Raw genomic sequence first — 19,983 nt, forward strand, 5'->3', positions numbered from 1 at the left:
ATCAATGTGCCGTTCTAAACAATTTTATCTATTCGTTTGCCAAGGTTAACACGTGCCAGAGCGTATAGCGCGGTTGACTTGCGTTAGGGGTCTGGCGCGAGAGCCTGTTCTCAATAAGGATTCTCAGGCGAGCTAAATCGTGACTCAAGGCTTCCGATAGAGGCGAGCTTGAGGCGCAAGCAACTATAATGGTTTAGTGACGCGGACTCGAAGCGCCTTGCCCGCCCTGGGCGGCCACGTGATCGACGCGGGGGTGATCGGCGGGATCGTGCATATGCTGCGATCGGACGCGCGCTGGCACGATTGTCCGCCGGAATTCGGTCCCTACACGACGATTTGCAATCGCTTCAATCGCTGGAGCCGGCAGGCCATCTGCGGGTGTTGCGGCGTAGGGCAATTCAGGCGGATCTCATGGAAATCGACGAGGACCTCACATCGAGTACGTGTTCCACACCGACAAGGCACACTGCGGAAGCAGTTCTCCTCATTTCTCGCTCAAGCGTCTCATCTTTGGTTCGAAGGATTGAGCGACTCTCATGTCGTCGGCCTAATGACGGGACCGCTAACGAATTCCGTTTGACCGGCCCATGCGCAGCTGGATTGTGAGAGCCTGCGCTCTAGCCATCCAAAGATGCACTCATCCGACGATACGAAATTTTCGACTTCTTCGGCCGCGACCCGGAATATCGACGGTGCGGCCAAATCGATGTCGACGTGCTCCGCCGAGCAGTCAGCCTGAAGCTTAAGCGCCTCCGACATGCTGACAAGGCCGCGTCCACCAGCCACTACGAGTACTGGGCATTTCAACCGTCGCGCCAAGCGTGAGCGAAGCCTCGACACTCCGTCCTCGTCGGCAACCTTTGTCAGACAGCCGACAGATGCCAGCATTCGCGCCCAGTCCCAAAGGCCGCCGTCGCAAACAGCCGCAGCTAGGCGGCAATCGGAGGCTGTGAAATCAGTCGCAAGAGCAGCCGATAGGCCTTCTCCATAGATGCCGATGCGAGCGGCATCAACGTCGGACCGAGCTACAAGATAATCCAGGCAGCAGGTCAGCAAAAGACCCGGTTGGATATCCGGCCGGCCCGCAACGTCATCGTGGGAGACAGCCAGAACTGACATGCCCCGGCCAACCACCGCGGGCAACAGCCTGCCGAACAGCGTTGCTGCGCTTTCCTGTTCGCAGCTGATGCAAACGACTGCCGGCGCCCGTGAATCGTGATTGCCGGCGGGAGAATAATACGCTTGAAAGCCTGCCTCGTCGTAGCATGTAATTTCGACACGCTCAACGTTTTGCCGCAGAGACGGTCCGAACCTCTCTATGTTGGCCTCGGCTTTCGCGGAAATGTCGTCTCTTTTCGGATCGCCGTCACCAACCAGACGCCTGGCTACTTCAAAGGCAGTTAAACCACAAAGCCAAGCTTCGGTCGCCTCATCGAAGGCCATCTGCTTGATCTTCAGGTCAGCACGGAGGCACTGAGCATCTCCAATCTCTGTCCATCTTGTAACCCAGCTCTGCCGATGTGCCGAGCCATAGGTGGAGATCTTTGCGGCTAAATCGTCCAAGAACATCGCGGCCCCTCGCCGCATGGACGCAAGATCGCCTCTCGCATGGACCCAAGGTGTGCTCTCCATCTCCACGACCCCCCAACCGTTTTAAGCTCACTCTGAGCGCGTAACCGTCACGGAAGAGACCGATCACCTTGTCCCGGAATCATTCCTGACCCTGTCGACCTTTCTCGAACGAATTGATGGATTGCCTCAGCAATTGGTGTCACAGAAACCGAAGAGTTGGCGCAGACCTGCCTCTCGCGCGTTGCTAGCTCGTCTGTTCCTTGATGAGGGGGCGGACCGATGGGGAGGCATAGGCACCCGAGACGAGCTTGTAGCAACAGCATGCGGTTTCCCCGAGCGATTTGTGTTGATCGATCTGCACGACACCGCGCATCTTGCGAATCAGCCCTTGCTCCTCGAACCTGGCCAATGTCTCCGTTACCTCGGCGCGGCGCATCCCCAGTGCTAAGGAAAGATAATCATGGGTAACTGGCAGCATGCAGGCGTCAACAGCGTCACTCGCAAGACACAGCCAACTCGCAAGCCGTTGTTCACGATGATGCCGAACCCCACATAATCCTGTCTGGACGCACTGAAATGTGAGCGCTTGAACGTACTTAGACAGATGTTCTCGGATCTCAGGATGCGCCTTCATCACGCGACGCAAATCCTCAACCCGGATTCTGTGGGCGCTTCCGGGGAAGACCACCACCGATTGATGCGTCGAAAGATGTCTCGACCTCAAAAACGAAGCGCCAACCGCGCCCCGATATCCTATGATTGCCGTTTCAAGCAGGCGTCCCGCGGCGTTAACTCTCAGCGAGACGAGGCCCGTCTCTATAAAGTAGACGTGCTCGACCTGCCGTTTTGGTTCTTGCAGAACCATGCGCTCTTTCAAGGTGATCGGTTCAAGGCACTCCGCTATTGCCGCGAGGTGTTGCACGGAAAGACGCGCCAGGATCACGTTCTTCAAGATCACGTTCTTCGCAAAGGGCTGCTTCGTAGGACGTGGCGCAGGAGGCCGGTGAAGCAACGGCCGCGTGCCGGGCCGCTGCTTGAGAGCTGTATCTGCGGAATAGTCAAGCGCTTCGGGGACGGCGGGCACGCGATCAATCATGGCCCCTCTTCCTGGTAGGCGGCTTTTGCTAGTCTGCGCGCTGCCGTAACGAGAACTTGATTGAGATTGTAACAACATCTTCATCTCGATTGGTGCGACGAGGGTCGCATCGACGCTCCGTTCCTGCGTTGAGAGGCCTGTCTTCGACGAATTTCAGCGAAGCCGAACGGGATGCGTGCCTCGGCTAGGACGATCGGCGCCACATTATTGGATTTGTACCTTGTTACTACCGCGACGATGACTGCGCCCACAAGCATTGTCGGTATGATCGAGGCCTATATCGGTTGCGAGCGCGGGATGACCGCATCATTCGATCATCCACAGATTTGAGGGGTGAGAAGCTGCGCAGATCGATGGTCTGCCGTCTTCAATGCTGCAGTAATAAGCGAGACAAGTCTTGATAGTCGCCTCCCGACCTATCGAAAAAAAGCGTGGCGTTTTCTTCAAAAAGGCGTGCGATCGTTAGGCCATTTCGCTAAGATGTCGATGCGTTCCTCGTGACGGCCGCTCACCTGCACTTGGGATCGAGTATTTACGCACAATGGCGCGCCGCCCTGAAATTGTGTGTCCTGCTCGATACGTGCGTGATTGAGATCATCAAGAGGCCGCGTGAGGGCCAGCGGCTAAGTCAGCGCCTCGATTGTCGGGGCGAGACGCCTGCATCAATGCGATCAATCGCCCGAAGGAAGCTCAACTGGAATAGCGAAGCCTACCTTTACGCGATCCAATATGACCATCGTCTTGAAGCCCTTGATGTCGCGATTTTCATAGAAGAAGCGCCGGGTGAACTGCTCGTACTCCTCCAGGGTCGGCGCGGTAATGTACAGGACGAAGTCGGCATCGCCCGTGACGTAGAAGCCATTGACGACGTCGACTGACGATCTGATAGCTTTCTTGAACCTATCGATGATATCGGCACTTTCCCGTTCCAACGTCACTAGCGCAAGCACTTGAATAGGTCTTCCGACCGCCTTCGGCGATACAATCGACACATCCGCCTGGATGATGCCTTCCGAGCGGAGCCTCTTCAATCGTCGTTGGCACGCGGTAGGAGAAAGCCCGGCCATCTCGCCGATCACATCTGAAGTTAGACGGTTGTTCTTTTGCACGATCTCGAGGATGCGGGCATCTATCCGATCATATTGCATGATCACCTCCTGCCTGAGGTGAATTTCGCCGCGAGATGACTACTCAGCGCAGCAAATCCTCCAGGGTGAAAAAATACGAGGAAAGCGTCTGTGACAAAGCCCCAACTTCGGCTGGTCCTGTCGCGTCGCAATATCCGAACAAGGGCGAGGACGGCAGCGTTCGGATGCTGCGAGCCAGTGAGCGGAGCAAGCGCGGCAGCTGTTCGGACGTGGCTTGAGCTTTCGTTGTCGACGGGGATGTGAACCAAAGCGAAGTTGAAACACAACCAAGCGCGCCGCGTTGCAAATTCGTGTGGAGACAGCATCGTGATTGGGCTCAGCCAAGTATTCGCCCGGTGACAAGCGGGATGCTAAGCGCCTTTTTTACCTTTGAAAGGCGCACATTCAGAGCCTCGATTTTGCCCTTCAGCTCGCTAACAGCTGACAGAGCCCTCCCAAGCGGCGCCCCTACCAACATTGTCGCAACGTCGCCGCATCAGCGGGATTGCCGCCGCTCAGCTCCTGCTCGTTTGGTGTCGTCCCCTCAGGAAGATTGATGCGGTGCTTGCAGTGCCCCTCGTTCTTTGCAGCATCGCACGCGCAGCTCGTTCGTACTTGGTCGTCCGTTCGAACTGCGAGTACCTCGTGGTCCCTGTCGCCCGAACTGCTCTGAACTCTAAAATATTGCATGCGTCCTCCCATACGCGTTGTCCCAGGCACGTTGTTGGATTTATCTGCAGGATGACGCGCATCCTGCGAATCAACCCTGCGTTCTTTGGATCGAATTAGCGTCTCCGTTAGCGTAATGCGGCTCAATCGCAAGAGGGAAAGGCAATCTCGGGCACTGGTAGTATGCGAGTCTCGGCGGCATGACTTGTGCAGCTGAATTGTCCTGACGAGGGCCAGCTCGCATGTTTGCTCGGATCGCCTGGACTACTCCCTGGGTGCCGTGTCGGGCCGCTTAATATCTCCTGAATGATCGTACCTACTGCATCTCCAACCGTTGCGCGGAGAAGTTCGCAACCCGAAATGTTCTTTCGGAACCTTGTCATCGCCGATGTTCGTGCCGTGCAGACAGTTCGCTTCGGCCGAACGTCGGAATCGAAGCAAACAAAATTGAGCGTCGAATACCGCGGGCCATCACTGCGATCGCCTACGGGCCAGCCGCTGCCGCCCGTCCCCTGCGATTCAATCGCGAGCGGCGGAGGCTGAAGCCTGCTCGTAGCCTATTTTGCCGGAGTCGCGAAGGGATGCTCCCGACAGCTCGACTTCTGAGCGATGATGTTGTTGCTATCAACGCACAAGTCTGTACGTATCGGACAAATGCATGCGCATCCCTCCTCGGTGATTTACTCGGCGGAGATAGTACGGTTCGTACCGAGCCATCAAAGCGCAGGCCGATCCGATTTGGCTCAAATGAGTCGAGCCGCGATTTCGTTCGTTGACGCGTGGTCGGGACCGTCCGCCTTGTCATGCCAGGCTGTATCCCAAGCAAACTGCGGGATGACGAGGTGGAGGCCTCATGCCGGTTTCGGGTGGCTGGAAAGCAACAGCTATCGCAACATCGCGCACGGCTTTCTGGGCAAGCACCGCATTCCCGATCGGGGTTGGAAAACAAACGATCTGCGCAGCCGGACCATTCGCCTGGTCCAGATGGGACTGCGTCTTGTGCGAGGCGGCTATCGTGATAAGGACGACACGTCCTGAGCTGTTTGCTGGTTGGCTAGCTGTGGAATCTCAAGAGGTCGTCCTCCGGAAGGGCGAGGCGGCTGATTGGTGGTTTGGCTTGCAGGCTGCCGTGCGGGCGATGCCAATTATAGTGAAGCCAGATTGGCAGGTCCTTGGCGCGCTGGTCTGAGGTGTCGTAGGCGCGAGCATACGCCCCCTCGCGTAGCGCAGTTTGGATGAATCGCTCGGCCTTGCCATTTGTTTGCGGCCTGTAGGGCCTGGTGAAGATGTGCTTGAGGCCGAGCTTCCTGCACGCTCTGGCGAAGGCCTTGGCACTGTAGCAGGAGCCGTTGTCGGTCATGATGCCGGTCACCATCATGCCCGGGCTTCGGTAGTAGGTGACGACGTCGTTGAGGAAGGCGATAGCGCTCTCCTTCTTCTGATCTCCCCGGATCTGAGAGAAGGCCAAGCGCGAAGTATCGTCGATGGCCACGTGGACGAACTCGTGGCCGGCGCCGCGGCTTTCGCCCTTCTGGCGATCGTGTGTGATGCGGTGGCCGGGTCTTACGAATCTGCCGAGCTTTTTGATATCGATATGGATGAGCTCGCCGGGCTGCTCGCGCTCGTACCGGCGCGTCGGCTCGGCCGGCTCCAGATCGCGCATCCGACTCAATCTGAAGCGGCGAAGGATGCGGCTGACGGTGGCCGGTGACACTTCGACTCGACTGCGATCTGCTTGCCGGTGCGGCGCTGCCGGCGCAACGCTTCGACAGCCTTGCACGTGGCGGGCGGTGTTCGGCTCGGCGATGAATGGGGCCTCGAGGAGCGATCAAGCAACTCCCTCCGCACCTTCTGCGCGGAAGCAGCTGCATGCTGCGGCCGTCGACGATGACATCTAGCTGAGCGAGGTCGTCGAGGCGCGCGGCATCCTCTGGGCATTCGGCTCGCTCTTCGCGGCCGCCGAAGGGGCATAGTCGAAGGTAAGGGCCCATTCGTTGCGTCCCGTGAACGGGCAATCGATCCCACGTTAAGCAACTGCTTCTAAATCAAATCTATAGATCGAATTTCTGATGTCGTCCGATAGGTTGTTAGGCAGCTTCCGGAAGTGCAGTCTTTTTGCAAAGTCGCGCGACCCATCGGCAGAAGGCACGCGCAATTTCGGGATTGTCGCTGCGATCGACCGCGTAGGCCCGATACTGCATGCCACTTGGCGTGCGCGATCCCGGTATCACATGCAGCGCGCCTCCGCGCACGAGATCGCTGACAATGATTTCAGGCGCCACCAGTAGGCATTTTCCCGTCATGACGGCCGGCAGAGCAAGGTAATTGTGATCGTATCGGGCTCCCGATTTTATATCTTTCACCCTCAGGTTCATCGCCCTCAGCCATGTGGGCAGTATATCGGGCCGGGATGTGATGTTCAGAATTGGCATTGAACGAGCAATTGAGAGCGGTTTTCCCGCGACGTGATTTGGAGAGCCTACGCAAACGAGGGTCTCATTGTAGATTTCCCAATTGTCTGCCGGTTCGATGACGGAAAGGTCGCGCGTAATCAAGATATCGAAATCGTCCGAAGATGTCGGCGGAGAGAGCGAGCTAATGACATCCACAGTGACGCCGCCGACCTCAGCGGAAAATGCTTGGAGATTTGGAATCAAAAGGGAGAAAGCGAAGGTAGAAAGCGACGTGCGGACCACAATCCGATTGACGTCAGGACGATTCCGCCGGCGCATTCTCCTCGCGGTAAAGCAGATCGTTTCGAGTGGTTCGGCGACCGTGTTGGCAAATACCCTTCCAAACTCGGTTAATTCGCTCCGCCGACCTCGTCGCTCGATGAGGTCTGTGCCGAGATAGCCCTGCAGCACGGCCAGGTAGCGGCTCACCGAGCTCTGTGTTGTTCCCAGTGCATTAGCCGCTCGCGTTACGCTTCCTTCTCTCGCAATGGTCACAAATGCCCGGATTGCATTGAGGGGCACTTCATCGTATTCGGCGGCCATCTTCTGCTCCGGTAGCTTCTGGAATATCTGCTCGTTGCGACGGCAGACCATTTGCCAAGAATGAATGCTCCATCACATTATTCGATGTCTTTCGCCGGATTACTGCTTATCGACGGCGCGCCGCGCATAAAATCGGTTTTATGGTGCAATCCGTACGCTTTGGCTCGCAAGCTCCGTTCGCTGTCGGCGGCTTCTTCAAAGATGCACCTTCAGGCGACCGATAGGCATGGTCGGCTGTTCCTGCTTCGACAGCCTGCAATTTCTATGAGAGAGGCCGATTCCTCAAACTTTGCCAACAGCTGGCGCCGGAGCGGTGCTCGGGGGCGAGGACCCTTTGAGAATCTCGTTTGTTGCGGAGAATACCAAAGGTTGCGTTCAGGGAAGGAAGCGAGCTTCAGCGGCCCTGACCTCGTGCATGTTCTGAAGCCTGAAAATCTCGTCTACTGGCAGAATATCCTTATGCACGTTCTGGACGCCGCCATCGGCGATGATCCGACGGAAGGTCTCCTGCATGCAAGTAGCCGCAGCGCGGATCCCGTAGTTGCCGTAGATCATCATGCAGACATTGCCGAGTGCCTTGACCCGCTCTGCATTGAGATCCGGGTAGGCGTTTGGCACGATCACCAGCGGTACCGATCCCGTCCAGGCCCGCGAAAAGCTTTCGATTTCGGAAGGGTCGCTCTTTTTCGAATGGATCAGGATCATGTCGGCGCCAGCCGCCACATAGGCGTTCGCCCGATGCAGAGCTTCCGCCTCGCCAACTCCCGCGATCAGGGCTTCGGTGCGGGCGATGATGAGAAAATCCGGGTCCCGTTTTGTCGCAACAGCGGCCTCTATCTTGCCCTGGAACTCCTCAATGCGCAGTAGTTCCTGGCGCCCATTCGCAACAAGGCTCGTCACCTTCGGAAAGGTCTTGTCCTCGATGACGACTGCGCTGGCGCCGGCGCGCTCGTATTCCCTGATGGCGTGAATGACGTTGATCGCATTGCCATAGCCCGTATCGATGTCGGCAACGATCGGCAGCCTCGTGCGCCCGGCGATCGCCCGTAGCATATCCAGATGCTGCGTCATCGAGATCAGGCTCATGTCTGCAAGCCCGTAAAGTGCTGCCAGTTCGAAGCCAGAGGCCCAAAGGCCATCAAATCCAGCTTCCTCCGCCAGGATCGCAGAAAATGGGCTATGGGCGGCCATGATGTGGACAAGGCCGGTCTCGGCCATGCGGGCGCGAAGGCGTTTGACAGGGTACATTCGGAAAACCTTTCAAAACAGGTCTGCTCGCGCAGCGATACTCCGATCTTGGGACGTGAAGTCCTCGATCGACGAAGTATCCAAACTGCGCAAATCGCGCGCGGCCACGACGCCGTTTCCAAGCTATCCCTTCTCAAACCGGCTAAACCAATTTTGTGATCTCATTATCAAGTGGGGCGAGCTAAAATTTCGATGCCTTGTGTTGCTAGTCCTGAACGACGCTGACTCCATCCGGCGGTAAAAAGACGGGCAGATTGTCGCGCTGGGGGCGTATTGCATTTTGCTTCAAGCAGGATGTCCGGCGGGGGCGCCCGGCGGAGACCCCGCGGGTAGGCCGCTGTGAGGATTTTGCAGGCGATCAGGAGGCATATCCGGTCGGTGCCACGGGGAGCACGAGATGATCTTGGTAAATATTGTGAACTGCGCAGGCTGCCGCCATCCTTTATACCTATTGGCTAGTGGACAGCGCGCTCGGCCAGGACCTCAAGCGTGGCCGCGGAATGATGCGGAATCCGCGACAGGTTCACCTCCGACGACGTCCGCTGACCCCGTGTAGACTTCCTTTCATGAGAGATGCCCCACGCCGGACACCCGATTGCAGAGGCTCGCGCGTGATCACAGGTAGAAGCTTGGGGGCGTAACAGCAAGCGGGTGGCGTCGATCCTGTGACGCCCTACCTCGCATCAAAGAGTCGGATGCAATGAACCTATGGGCTCGAGGGCCCAGTACGTACGCGTGATGTTCATCTCTGTCATGGCGGATTGCGGCTGGGAATCATCATGTTTGGGGCTTGAAACCTCGCCAAGATCGATCTGGTCGACGTGGCGCCCGGACGCCACTCGCTCAGCTGCCAGTTGAGACCGGCTCCGGCAACGCGATGTGACGGCTGACCGTTCTCCAGGTGAACGGGTGCGTTTGCCGCGCGCGTTGCGCCTTATTCGAGACGTCTACAGACGGGTGTCGATAGACGTCGTTTCCTAGCTTCATGCGTCATCGCATCTTTTCAACTTAGCATTGACTTATTCAATGAGTGTCATCGGCTTGTAGCAAGTCGAGCTTCTAACGGCGCGTGCATCGATGATCATGTCCAACCGAGATCGCCAAGAATTCATGTCGGTTGTTCGCAAAGATTGCATGACCATTTGGATGTCGCCCGCCATGGCAATCGGGATGGTGGACAACACTAAAGTGCCCCCGGTTACGAGGGAATGATGTTCAGCGGCCGAGTGAAATCCGGGAGATGGTAATGAACGGTATCGATCTGTCGCGACGGCGGGCCCTTGCTGGCGTCCTGGCCGCTGGCATGTTTGCCAGCATGGGTGCGCAGGGTACCGAGAGCAACGCGAAGCCTGCGACACGCCGGCGGCTGAAGGTCGGCATGTCCGGATATCCGCGCACGTTCGACCCAGCTGTCGCGACCGATACCGCGATACGACGGATCATGCCGCAGCTTTTCGATACGCTCATCGGCTTCGACCACGCTCGTGGCATGGCGCTGCGGCCTGCTTTGGCGGAACACTGGGAACGAATCGATGCGCAGTCGCTGCGGGTTGTCTTGCGCAAAGGCGCGACTTTTCACGACGGATCGCCGCTGACCGCCGAAGATGTTGCCTTCAGCCTGGGTCCAGATCATCTGTTGGGGCCCGGTCGCAGCGGAATGACTGAGGCGCTGCAGTCGCTCGATCGGCTGGATCGGGTCGAGGTCATCGATCCCTACACAGTCGTCATTCATGCCAAGGGTGGGGACGCCCTCCTCGAACAGCGCCTTGCTGCCTGGGGAGCGGAAGTTGTCAGCAAGCGCGCCTTCACGGCGGCGGGCTCCTGGGATCGATGGACAGCATTCCCTGTGGGAAGCGGCCCCTATAAGCTCGTCAATCACAAGCTCGACGTCCACGTCAGCCTTTCCGCGAACGATGCCTATTGGGGCGGACGGCCGCCATTCGAAAGCATCGAATACCGCATCATCCCCGAGCTTGCCGCGCGTATGAATGGGTTACTTGCCGGCGAGCTTGATCTTATCACCGACGTTCCACCAGACCAGTTTGCCGCAATCATCAAGCGAGCTGACCTCGAAGTCTCGGGCGGTCCCGTGCAGAACATCCGCAGCCTTGTTTTTGACAAGACCGGACCGGTGCTGAAGAATCCTCTCATTCGGCGCGCAATGAGCCTGGCAATTGACCGCAAACTGTTGATCGAGACCCTCTGGGACAACTTGCTGCCAATCCCGAACGGTTATCAGCTGCCAAGCTACGGCCAGGGTTACATTGAGGAGTTTCCGCAGCCGGCCTACGACCCGGAAAAAGCCAGGGCGCTGCTTGCGGAGGCCGGCTACAAGGGCGAACAGATCACCTATCGATTGGTCAACAATTACTATCCCAATCAGATCTCGGGCGCGCAGGCCATGATCGAGATGTGGCGGGCGGTCGGTCTGAACGTGAAGATCCAGATGATGGAAAGCTTCGCCCAGATCGAAGAGAGGCCCGTCCATGCAATTTACGACCACTCGAACACCGCATTGTTCCCTGATCATCTCGGCCATCCTTGGCGCGAGTACGGGCCAAACGGCTATCTGCCCAAGCTGGTTGGCGTGTGGGAGAACGAGGAGTACTTCGCCCTCGGCATGAAGCTGCAGGATATTGTCGAGCCCGACAAGCGTCGACCGATCATTCGCCGCATGCTCGAGATCATCACCGAGGTTGACCCGCCTTGCGCGGTACTGCACGTGTCGGGCCAATTCTATGGCAAACGCCGCGATCTGCCGTGGTTGCCGGGACTGACGCTTGATTTGAACTTCGGTCCGTCCAACCAAACCGTAAACAGGATCTGATCGCGATGACGGATGCTCCCAACGAGCCGATCATCCAGATTTCCGATCTGCGCGTCGCATTCGGCGCTGTACCGGTGTTGCACGGCCTCGATTTCAACTTGCGGCGCGGCGAATCGGTGGGCATGGTCGGTGAAAGCGGCTGCGGAAAATCCGTAACATGGCTGGCGGCGCTCGGTCTCTTGCCGCAACACGCCAGAATATCAGGCAGCGTGCGGGTGGCCGGCGAGGAGCTCCTTCATGCGCCAGCTCATCGCCTCGACAAAGTTCGCGGCGGTCGTGTCGCCATGATCTTTCAAGATCCGGCAAGCGCGCTCAATCCGGTGCATAAAGTGGGCGACCAAGTCATCGAAGCCTTGCGGCTCCATCGCGGCTTGGAGCGGGGCGCTGCATTGGCCGAGGCGCGGCGCCTGTTCGATCAGGTCGGCATTCCGGACGCAGCGCGTCGGCTTGAAGCCTACCCGCACGAATTCTCCGGCGGTCAGAACCAACGCATCATGATTGCTATGGCGCTAGCCGGGCAGCCCGACGTTTTGGTCGCGGATGAACCGACAACTGCTCTGGACGTCACGATCCAGGCGCAGATCCTCGACCTGCTGCAGCAGATACAGCGCGAGACCGGCATGGCACTGGTTCTGATCTCGCATGATCTTGGCATCATCGGCGAGATCTGCCGGCGGGTGCTCGTCCTTTATGCGGGCAGGGTGGTCGAGGAAGCGCCGGTCGATCGCCTCTTTGCCGAGCCATCGCATCCTTATACGCGGGGCCTGCTGGAAGCGCTGCCGAGCCTGGATGCACCGCGGCGTAGGCTCGCTGCAATCCCGGGAGTTGTTCCGAATGGAGCTGACCTGCCGTCGGGCTGTCCTTTCGCGCCCCGATGCGAGCTACGCTTCGAGAAGTGCAGCGAAGCAGCCGTTGAGCTTACTGCCGTGCGTGATCATGACCATCACAGGAGCGCCTGCCTGCACGTTCTTGGTCAGCCGGCCATCGAAGAGGTTGTCGCCGCATGATGGCACCGCCGCTCCTGCAGGCCAACGGGCTCGTCCGTCGCTATCGCATGCGAAGGGGCTTGTTCCGCCAGCCTTTGTATGTGGAGGCTGTCAACGGCCTCTCACTGTCGTTGACAACCGGCGAGACGCTCGGACTTGTTGGAGAATCCGGTTGCGGCAAGTCCACGACCGGCCGCATGCTTGCCGGCTTGGAGCGGCCGGATGCCGGCACGATTGCCTTTTGCGGCGAAGCGATGCCGCCCGAAAATCATGTCCGTTGGCGTCGCCTCAGAGCACGCATCCAGATGATGTTCCAGGATCCGCTTGGAGCGCTCGACCGTCGTCTGACGATTGCCACTCAAATCGCAGAGCCGCTCGATATTCATCGGATCGGCAGCAACAGCGAAAGGGTCGATCGGGTCCATGCACTGCTCGCCGATGTCGGTCTGAGACCCGATCACGGGACGCGCTATCCACACGAGCTCTCCGGCGGGCAGCGACAGCGTGCTGTTTTGGCGCGCGCACTCGCGAGCGATCCAGACCTCATCATCTGTGACGAGCCGGTCTCAGCACTTGATATTTCGATCCAGGCGCAAGTGGTCAACCTCCTTACCGACCTGAAGGAGCGGCGGCGCATGGCCATGATCTTCATCAGTCATGATCTACGTGTCGTGCGGCAGATCAGTGATCGTATCGCCGTGATGTATCTCGGCGCGATTGTGGAACAAGGTTTGCCTGACCAGGTGCTACGAGACCCTCTGCATCCCTATTCGCAGGCGCTCGTCGCCGCAGTGCCCTGGCCGGGGCGTCGTCGCGACCGTACGGTTCTAAGAGGCGATCCGCCCAATCCGGCTGCACGGCCGAGCGGTTGCGCCTTTCACCCGCGCTGTCCAGCCGCACATTCTGTCTGCAGCCAGATCGCGCCCGAACTTGCCTTTATCGGAGAGGGGCGACAGGTCGCCTGCCACTTGTTCAATGGCATCGGGCAGCAATGCAAGGTGGCGGTATGATGGCGCGCTTCGTTGCGATGCGACTGGCACGTGCGCTGCTGACCATCGCCATGGTCGTCACCTTTGCCTTCGTCGTGCTGCGCGCCTCCGGCGACCCTGCGCGTGCGATGCTGTCGCCGGAAGCCCCCCCGGTCGCGATCGAGGCCTTTCGAAAGGCCTGGGGTCTGGATGCGCCCCTTTGGACGCAATATGCCAGATACCTCCATGAGATGGTCCATGGGGGTCTCGGCCAATCCATGCGCGACGGGAGACCTGCCATCTTGGTTGTTACCGAGCGCATTCCCGTCACGCTCTTGCTCACAGTGCCAGCGCTCCTGGTCAATCTCCTGCTCGGCATCCCGGCCGGTGTCTTTGCAGCCCTTAAGCGCGGCAGCCTTGCAGATCGTCTGCTCATGGCCATCGCCGTAGCTGGCTTCAGCGTGCCTTCCTTCGTACTTGGCCTCGTCCTCGTGCTGGCATTCGCGGTCGAGCTTGCCTGGCTGCCTTCGGGCGGGGCGGGGAGCTTGCGTCATATGGTGCTGCCTGTCCTTACACTTGGTCTCGGCGGCGCGGCCGTTCTTGCCCGCTTCACCCGCAGCGCCATGCTCGAGGTGCTCGGGCAGCCCTATATCCGCACGGGCAACGCCAAAGGTGTGCCGTGGTCTGGCGTCGTGATCCGGCACGCGCTGCCCAACGCGGCGATTCCGGTGCTGACGATTGTCGGATTCATGGTCGGCAACCTCATCGCAGGAACGGTGCTCGTTGAAAGCGTATTTTCCTGGCCCGGCCTCGGCAGCCTACTGGTTGTCTCGGTCATGAGCCGCGATCTCGCCGTGGTCCAGTGCATCCTGCTCGTCGTAGCGGCCGCTATGATTACCACCAATGTCACCGTCGATCTGCTCTATGGCCTGCTCGATCCACGTCTGCGCGATATGGGCCCGACTGGAGGAGCATGATGTCGGATGTATTCGCCGGACGCATCGTGTCGTCATCGATGACCAAGCGATTGGGGTGGTCGCGAGATCGCGCGGTGCCGGTAGCCATGGTTTGGCTCGCTCTCATGCTTGCAATAGCCATCTTCGCCGATCGCCTAGCTCCCTATGACTACGCGGCGCTCGATCTGCGTCATCGGCTTGCCGCGCCGGCCGGTTTTGGTGGTGGTTCCGCGCATCTCCTCGGTTCGGACGAACTCGGCCGGGACGTGCTTTCGCGGCTGCTCATATCCATCCGCATGAGCCTCCTCATCGCGTTCGGAGCCACTTTGATAGCAGCCTCCCTCGGCACCATGCTTGGCTTTCTGGCTGCCCATTTCCGGGGCTGGAGCGAACATGTGATCCTCGCGGGCGTCGACTTTCAGGCAAGTATGCCATTTCTGATTCTCGCGCTGGCGGTGCTGGCCTTTTTTGGTAATTCCCTGCCGCTGTTCGTCGCTCTGCTCGGCCTCCATGGCTGGGAGCGCTATGCCCGCCTCACGCGTGCACTTGCAATGAGCGCGGATGCTCAAGGGTATGTGAAAGCTGTACGCCAGCTCGGTGCAGGCCCATGGCGCCTCTATCTGCGCCATGTCCTGCCGAACATCGCCTCCACCTTGATCGTGACCATGACGTTCGCCTTTCCCGACATCATCTTGCTCGAGAGCGGTCTGAGTTTCCTGGGACTTGGCGTGCAGCCGCCGCTCACCTCGCTCGGAAACATGGTCGGCTACGGTCGCGACTATCTCACCCGCTCGCCCTGGATCCTCGTACTGCCCTCGCTCGTGATTTCGCTTACGACGCTCTCCGTCTCGCTCGTCGGCGACTGGATGCGCGATCGGATCGACAAGACGATATCGTGAGACCTCCGTGACCAATCCAGCCAGACAGCTTCGCGTCGTCGTTGTGAACTTCGGCGCGCTGTGCCCACGATCTCATCAATCCCACCACGATCTCGCATCTCCACAGGCTGAGGGGGAGCCATGCCACGCTGGCTCGGCCGCGAACTGTCGAGAGGCAACTCGAAAGGCATGATCCAGAGCGTCTGGGCGTCGGCTGCACGTCAATCCGCGCCTCGACCGCTACACCACCTTTTGTCGAGACCGCCGCTGGCTCGGGCGCCCGTGAAGAGACGCCCCATGCCGTCGGTGATTCCATCATCCAACCATCTGAGAGCCTCGCCATGTCCACGCTTGCCGCCCAACCAAAACAGCCACCGAAGCATGTTGTCGTGATCGGAGCCGGCGCCATTGGCGCGGTGAGCGCTGTTGAACTGCTGCGCCTCGGCCATCGAGTCACGATTCTGGATCCGAAACATCCCGGCGGTAAGCACGCTGCGAGCTACGGCAATAGTGGCTGGGTCAGCCCAAGCCTGGTCGTGCCGCTGTCGCAACCCGGCCTCTGGCGCAAGATACCGCGATATCTGCTCAATCCCGTCGGTCCGCTCAGCATACGCTGGCGCCATCTACCGCGCCTCGCCCCCTGGCTCGTTCGTTTTCTTTGGGCAGGACGCACGGCCGCGCGCGTCGAGAGGACGGCGCTGGCGCTCAAGCCTCTGGTTGCCGACTGTCACCTTCGCCACGACGAATTAGCCGGCGAGGCCGGCGTCGCCGATCTCTTTCTACGCACCGGCCAGCTGCAGGTCTATCGTAGCCGCCTCGACTTTGAGGCTGAAGCGTTTTACTGGCATTTGCGCCGCCTGACGGGCTGCAGCTGGACCGAAATCGACGAGGCAGAACTGCGCCGGCAGGAGCCGACGCTCAACCCGCGCTATACCTTTGGTGTCGTGCTCGGCGGCTTTGTTTGCGTCAAACCCGGCGCCTATGTCAGTGCGCTCGTCCGCCTTGCCGAGCGCCGGGGCGCCTTGCTTCGGCAGGGGCACGCGCTTGGCTTTCACGTCGAGGGCGATCATGCCACTGCTGTGAAGACAGACGTCGGTGACATTCCTTGCGATGAGATAGTCATAGCCGCCGGCGTTCGCTCAAAGGCCCTGGCGATCGCTGCTGGTGATTGCGTCAGCCTCGTAGCTGAGCGCGGCTATCATGTCGAGCTCGTCGGTCTTGAACCCATGCCGCGCAACCGCGTGTTGCTGATGGACCACCGCATGACCAATACACCATCCCGGTATGGATTGCGCGTCACCGGCCATGTCGAGATTGCCGATGTCGACACCCCCGCCGATTGGCGCCACGCAGCGGTGCTGCGAAGGTTCACGCTGGGTGCCTATGGCTTCGACCGTGAGCCGACCGAGACGCATTCCTGGATGGGTGAGCGGCCGTCGACCCCGGACGGTTTGCCGATCATCGGCCGAGCCAGCAAGCTCGGCAACGTCATCCATGCCTTCGGACACGGCCATATCGGCGTCGCCGCCTCACCCAGCACCGCCCGTGCTGTTGTCGATCTGGTCGAAGGCCGTGTGCCGGCTTTCGATCTGTCTCCGTACTCAGCGCAGCGGTTCCGTCTTTTTGGCGCTGTCCCGCACTCTTCCGCCGCTGCACGAGCGGACGACGCATTCGCCCAATTAAGAGCAAGCGCCGGACCAGCGTCGCCCAAGCGCCGCGCCGAGAAAAGGGCATGACCAGTTTGAATCGTATTGGAGAACTCCTTCGCTTCCTTGCTTACTAGCACTACTTTGGGTGCGCCGGGAGACCGGCAAGGAATAGATGGTGGAAGTCCATTGCGATGAAGGTGTAGCGAACCACATCGGCCCCGAGCCGTGCGCAGGCGTCCGCGAGGGTGTCGGCGAAGCGTCGGTAGGGGAGCATGCAGGCCAGCCATTGAGCCGCGAAACAGTGTTATCTCGGGAGCCGACGCTGTCCAAAGAGCGGAAGGCAATATGGGCGAGTGCGCAAACGCGAGCACCCGTCCAACCCGGCGTGGTCGTAGACCCTGGCATGTATGGAAGCTCCTTGTACGGGAACCGGGATATCTCCGGGTCGGCCATCTTCCTTCTCGGAGGAGATGGTCCGCAGCGGGAAGGCGAGGAGCTGTAGCCGCTGATGCACGACACGGAGAAGTCTGACTCTGGCATAGTAGCTGAGAAGCCAACGAACAAAGCCGGATTACTGGCGGCGGAGTGGGCGGAGCCAAGGCCGGGGACCAAGGGAAACGCGGAACAGCAGCGCATGCACCGGACACAGGGCCGGGCTCGCATGACCCAGTCGCTGGACCGCGTACGGACAGCCGCAAGGCTGAGGAAGAAGGACCGGTTCACCGCGCTCTTTCACCACATCAATGTCGATACACTGCGGGCGGCGTTCTTTGCGCTCAGGCGTAAGGCTGCTCCCGGAGTGGATGGCATGACGTGGGAGGACTACGAGGAAGATCTCGAGCCCCGGCTCGCCGATCTGCACAAACGGGTCCAACGAGGAGCGTATCGCCCGCAACCGTCTCGCCGGACGTACATACCAAAGGCAGACGGCAAGCAGCGCCCGTTAGCGATCGCGGCTCTCGAAGACAAAATCGTCCAGGGCGCCACCGTCATCGTGCTCAACGCCATCTACGAAGGAGACTTCTGTGGCTTTTCCTACGGGTTTCGGCCCGGCAGAGGACCACATGATGCGTTGGACGCGCTCTGCACAGCGATCGAGACGCGGCACGTGAACTGGATCATTGACGCCGACATCCAAAACTTCTTTGGCGCAGTCAGTCAACCTTGGCTGGTTCGCTTCTTGGAACATAGGATCGGCGACAAGCGCATCATCCGCCTCATTCAGAAATGGCTGAAGGCGGGTGTTCTCGAAGACGGCGTCGTAGCCGCTGATGACAGGGGAACGGGTCAAGGTTCGGTGATTTCACCGCTTCTCGGCAACATCTACCTGCACTACGCTCTCGGCCTGTGGGCCAAACGCTGGCGACAGCGCGAGGTCTCCGGCGGCATGATCATCGTGCGTTACGCGGACGATGTAGTAGTCGGCTTTGAGCGCGAGGATGACGCACGTCGTTTCCTTGACGCGATGCGCGCGAGACTGGAGGAGTTCGAGCTGACGCTCCACCCGGCCAAGACCCGCCTGATTGAGTTTGGTCGCCATGCGGCGGCTCAACGCAAGCAGCGCGGACTCGGAAAGCCGGAAACCTTTGCGTTCATGGGGTTCACGTTTATCTGCGGCAAATCACGCCAAGGGCGCTTCCAGCTTCAACGGAAGACCCGTAGCGACCGCTTGCGAACCAAACTCCGCGAAATCAAGGAGGAGCTAAGGCGCCGAATGCACTGGCCGATCCCTGCACAAGGGAAATGGCTGAGGCAGGTCTTGACCGGCCACTTTGCGTACTTTGCTGTCCCGACGAATGGCCGAGCGCTCAATGCGTTTCGGTTCTATTTGACCGATCTCTGGAGGCGGACGCTTCGGCGGCGCAGTCAGCGGACCTGTCTGACCTGGGATCGCATAACGCAGATCACCGATGACTGGCTCCCCAAGGCTCGCATCCTTCATCCATGGCCGAAGCTGCGCTTCGCCGTCAAACACCCGAGGTAGGAGCCCGGTGCCTCAATTGGGCTCGCCGGGATCTGCGCGGGGGGCGCCCAGTGATGGGTGTCCCTACCGCGAACAGAATCTGTTTGCGTCAAGGTTTTTCAAGGATTTGTTTTCTGCAGTACGGGCACCGCTGAGACGGTGGCCGAAGGATGAGATCAACGATGGCGTGACGTACGGCGGGCCTCGTTGGTTGAGGCGGAGGTCCGTCGATTCTTTTTTTCCGCCCCGCGTGTGCGAGGCGACGGTGCTGCAAGAAGGCGTAGGCAATCATAGTCATTAGGGCGTTACGATGAAGACCTTGCCACGAACACCCTTCGAAGTGATCGAGGCCAAGCTCCTCTTTCAACTGATGATGGGCCTGCTCGCAAATCCATCGGGCCTTGATGGTGGCGGCCAGTGTGCGCAAATCTGCCGCCGCGAGCAGGTCAGCAAGATAGTATTTCTTCTCCCCCGAGGCGCGCTGCTCGCCAATGAGCCCCGCTTCGTCGCCTGGGAGATGCTGCTGACCCTTATCCCATATTCGCTGCGGAGGCCCGTCGGCGATACGCACACGGGACAGGCTTTCAGCCGACCCTTCGTCCCGCTGCGCCAACTCACGGATTTCCACAGCGCGCCGTTTCGACAGGGACTAACGGCACGCGGATTGGCCTGGGCGGTCGGCATCCCTCGACATCTCAAGGTTTATCCGGTTGATGTGCAGCTCATCTGGCCGGTTACCAAAGTTCGAGGTCGACCTCGAAAGCACCCCCATGAGGAAGCGCAGCGTCTGGCGCGCCGCCGGCGATTGTGCAACGAAGCCCCCAACCGTCTGGTTCGAGTAAGAGAGGCCACGATGTCCAACCCATGGGATTCGTTTCCGTTGCCTCGCCGTGGGGACGATTCCGCGAGCACCACGCACGAATGGTTCGGAAGGGCCGTGGGTCAATGGGTGCACGTCGAGTTTCAGATGTTGTATTCCCTATTCGTCGGGAGCCCGCGCATGGGGGAGGCTGTGAAGGAATTCGCCGCCGGCGTCACCTCAAGCAGA

At 59.6% G+C, this 19,983-nt stretch carries 13 protein-coding genes and 4 pseudogenes; 10 read left to right on the forward strand and 7 right to left on the reverse strand.

All coding sequences use genetic code 11. From position 1 onward, the window contains the following. Window positions 1-240 precede the first annotated feature (240 nt). Window positions 241-367, forward strand: a pseudogene (locus AAFG13_RS37480) (transposase); the annotation flags it as partial. Between the two features lie 167 nt (window positions 368-534). Here AAFG13_RS37480 and AAFG13_RS37485 read toward each other — a convergent pair. From AAFG13_RS37485 to AAFG13_RS37495, 3 genes are all read right to left on the reverse strand, one after another. Then, window positions 535-1,569 carry a hypothetical protein gene (locus AAFG13_RS37485; RefSeq protein WP_342710022.1) on the reverse strand — a complete coding sequence of 345 codons (1,035 nt, stop codon included), beginning with the start codon at window positions 1,567-1,569 and terminating at the stop codon, window positions 535-537. 247 nt (window positions 1,570-1,816) lie between these two features. After that, window positions 1,817-2,668: a Crp/Fnr family transcriptional regulator gene (locus AAFG13_RS37490; RefSeq protein ID WP_342710023.1), complete on the reverse strand. Its 852-nt coding sequence runs from the start codon at window positions 2,666-2,668 to the stop codon at window positions 1,817-1,819. Between the two features lie 671 nt (window positions 2,669-3,339). Beyond that, a complete protein-coding gene (locus tag AAFG13_RS37495; protein WP_342710024.1) occupies window positions 3,340-3,816 on the reverse strand; it encodes an Lrp/AsnC family transcriptional regulator in 477 nt (158 codons plus the stop codon). A gap of 1,482 nt (window positions 3,817-5,298) precedes the next feature. Between AAFG13_RS37495 and AAFG13_RS37500 the strand changes: the two genes are divergently transcribed. Continuing rightward, entirely contained in the window at window positions 5,299-5,502 is a 204-nt protein-coding gene (locus AAFG13_RS37500; protein ID WP_342710025.1) for a DUF2285 domain-containing protein, read from the forward strand. A 16-nt stretch (window positions 5,503-5,518) separates the two neighbouring features. Here the strand turns inward: AAFG13_RS37500 and AAFG13_RS37505 are convergent. The 3 genes and pseudogenes from AAFG13_RS37505 to AAFG13_RS37515 form a co-directional block, all read right to left on the reverse strand. Continuing rightward, a pseudogene (locus tag AAFG13_RS37505) lies at window positions 5,519-6,300 on the reverse strand (IS481 family transposase); the annotation flags it as partial. Between the two features lie 251 nt (window positions 6,301-6,551). After that, complete coding sequence (locus tag AAFG13_RS37510; protein WP_342710026.1) at window positions 6,552-7,460, reverse strand: LysR family transcriptional regulator; 909 nt, start codon at window positions 7,458-7,460, stop codon at window positions 6,552-6,554. A 375-nt stretch (window positions 7,461-7,835) separates the two neighbouring features. Beyond that, on the reverse strand, window positions 7,836-8,678 hold the full coding sequence (locus AAFG13_RS37515; protein ID WP_342710027.1) for an isocitrate lyase/phosphoenolpyruvate mutase family protein: 843 nt from the start codon (window positions 8,676-8,678) through the stop codon (window positions 7,836-7,838). Between the two features lie 1,276 nt (window positions 8,679-9,954). Here AAFG13_RS37515 and AAFG13_RS37520 point away from each other — a divergent pair. The 7 genes from AAFG13_RS37520 to ltrA all read left to right on the forward strand — a co-directional run bounded on the left by AAFG13_RS37520 (window position 9,955) and on the right by ltrA (window position 18,956). Then, window positions 9,955-11,535, forward strand: a complete 1,581-nt coding sequence (locus AAFG13_RS37520) for an ABC transporter substrate-binding protein (RefSeq protein ID WP_342710028.1) — start codon at window positions 9,955-9,957, stop codon at window positions 11,533-11,535. Window positions 11,536-11,540: 5 nt separating this feature from the next. After that, window positions 11,541-12,542 carry an ABC transporter ATP-binding protein gene (locus AAFG13_RS37525; RefSeq protein ID WP_342710029.1) on the forward strand — a complete coding sequence of 334 codons (1,002 nt, stop codon included), beginning with the start codon at window positions 11,541-11,543 and terminating at the stop codon, window positions 12,540-12,542. Continuing rightward, window positions 12,542-13,531 carry an oligopeptide/dipeptide ABC transporter ATP-binding protein gene (locus AAFG13_RS37530; protein WP_342713487.1) on the forward strand — a complete coding sequence of 330 codons (990 nt, stop codon included), beginning with the start codon at window positions 12,542-12,544 and terminating at the stop codon, window positions 13,529-13,531. The genes AAFG13_RS37525 and AAFG13_RS37530 overlap by 1 nt, the downstream gene beginning before the upstream one ends. Further along, window positions 13,531-14,466, forward strand: a complete 936-nt coding sequence (locus tag AAFG13_RS37535) for an ABC transporter permease (RefSeq protein ID WP_342710030.1) — start codon at window positions 13,531-13,533, stop codon at window positions 14,464-14,466. The genes AAFG13_RS37530 and AAFG13_RS37535 overlap by 1 nt, the downstream gene beginning before the upstream one ends. Window positions 14,467-14,504: 38 nt before the next feature. Beyond that, complete coding sequence (locus AAFG13_RS37540; RefSeq protein ID WP_342713488.1) at window positions 14,505-15,344, forward strand: ABC transporter permease; 840 nt, start codon at window positions 14,505-14,507, stop codon at window positions 15,342-15,344. 320 nt (window positions 15,345-15,664) lie between these two features. Beyond that, the gene (locus AAFG13_RS37545) at window positions 15,665-17,059 is read left to right on the forward strand and encodes an FAD-binding oxidoreductase (protein ID WP_342710031.1); all 1,395 of its coding nucleotides are present in this window, start codon (window positions 15,665-15,667) and stop codon (window positions 17,057-17,059) included. Between the two features lie 574 nt (window positions 17,060-17,633). Then, window positions 17,634-18,956 (forward strand): group II intron reverse transcriptase/maturase, encoded by a 1,323-nt coding sequence (gene ltrA, locus AAFG13_RS37550; RefSeq protein WP_342710032.1) that lies wholly within the window; start codon window positions 17,634-17,636, stop codon window positions 18,954-18,956. A gap of 155 nt (window positions 18,957-19,111) precedes the next feature. Here ltrA and AAFG13_RS37555 read toward each other — a convergent pair. Then, window positions 19,112-19,568, reverse strand: a pseudogene (locus AAFG13_RS37555) (transposase); the annotation flags it as partial. Here AAFG13_RS37555 and AAFG13_RS37560 point away from each other — a divergent pair. Further along, a pseudogene (locus AAFG13_RS37560) lies at window positions 19,564-19,698 on the forward strand (transposase); the annotation flags it as partial. The pseudogenes AAFG13_RS37555 and AAFG13_RS37560 sit on opposite strands and share 5 nt — an antisense overlap. Window positions 19,699-19,983 lie beyond the last annotated feature (285 nt).

The organism is Bradyrhizobium sp. B124, from assembly GCF_038967635.1.
GTDB lineage: Bacteria > Pseudomonadota > Alphaproteobacteria > Rhizobiales > Xanthobacteraceae > Bradyrhizobium.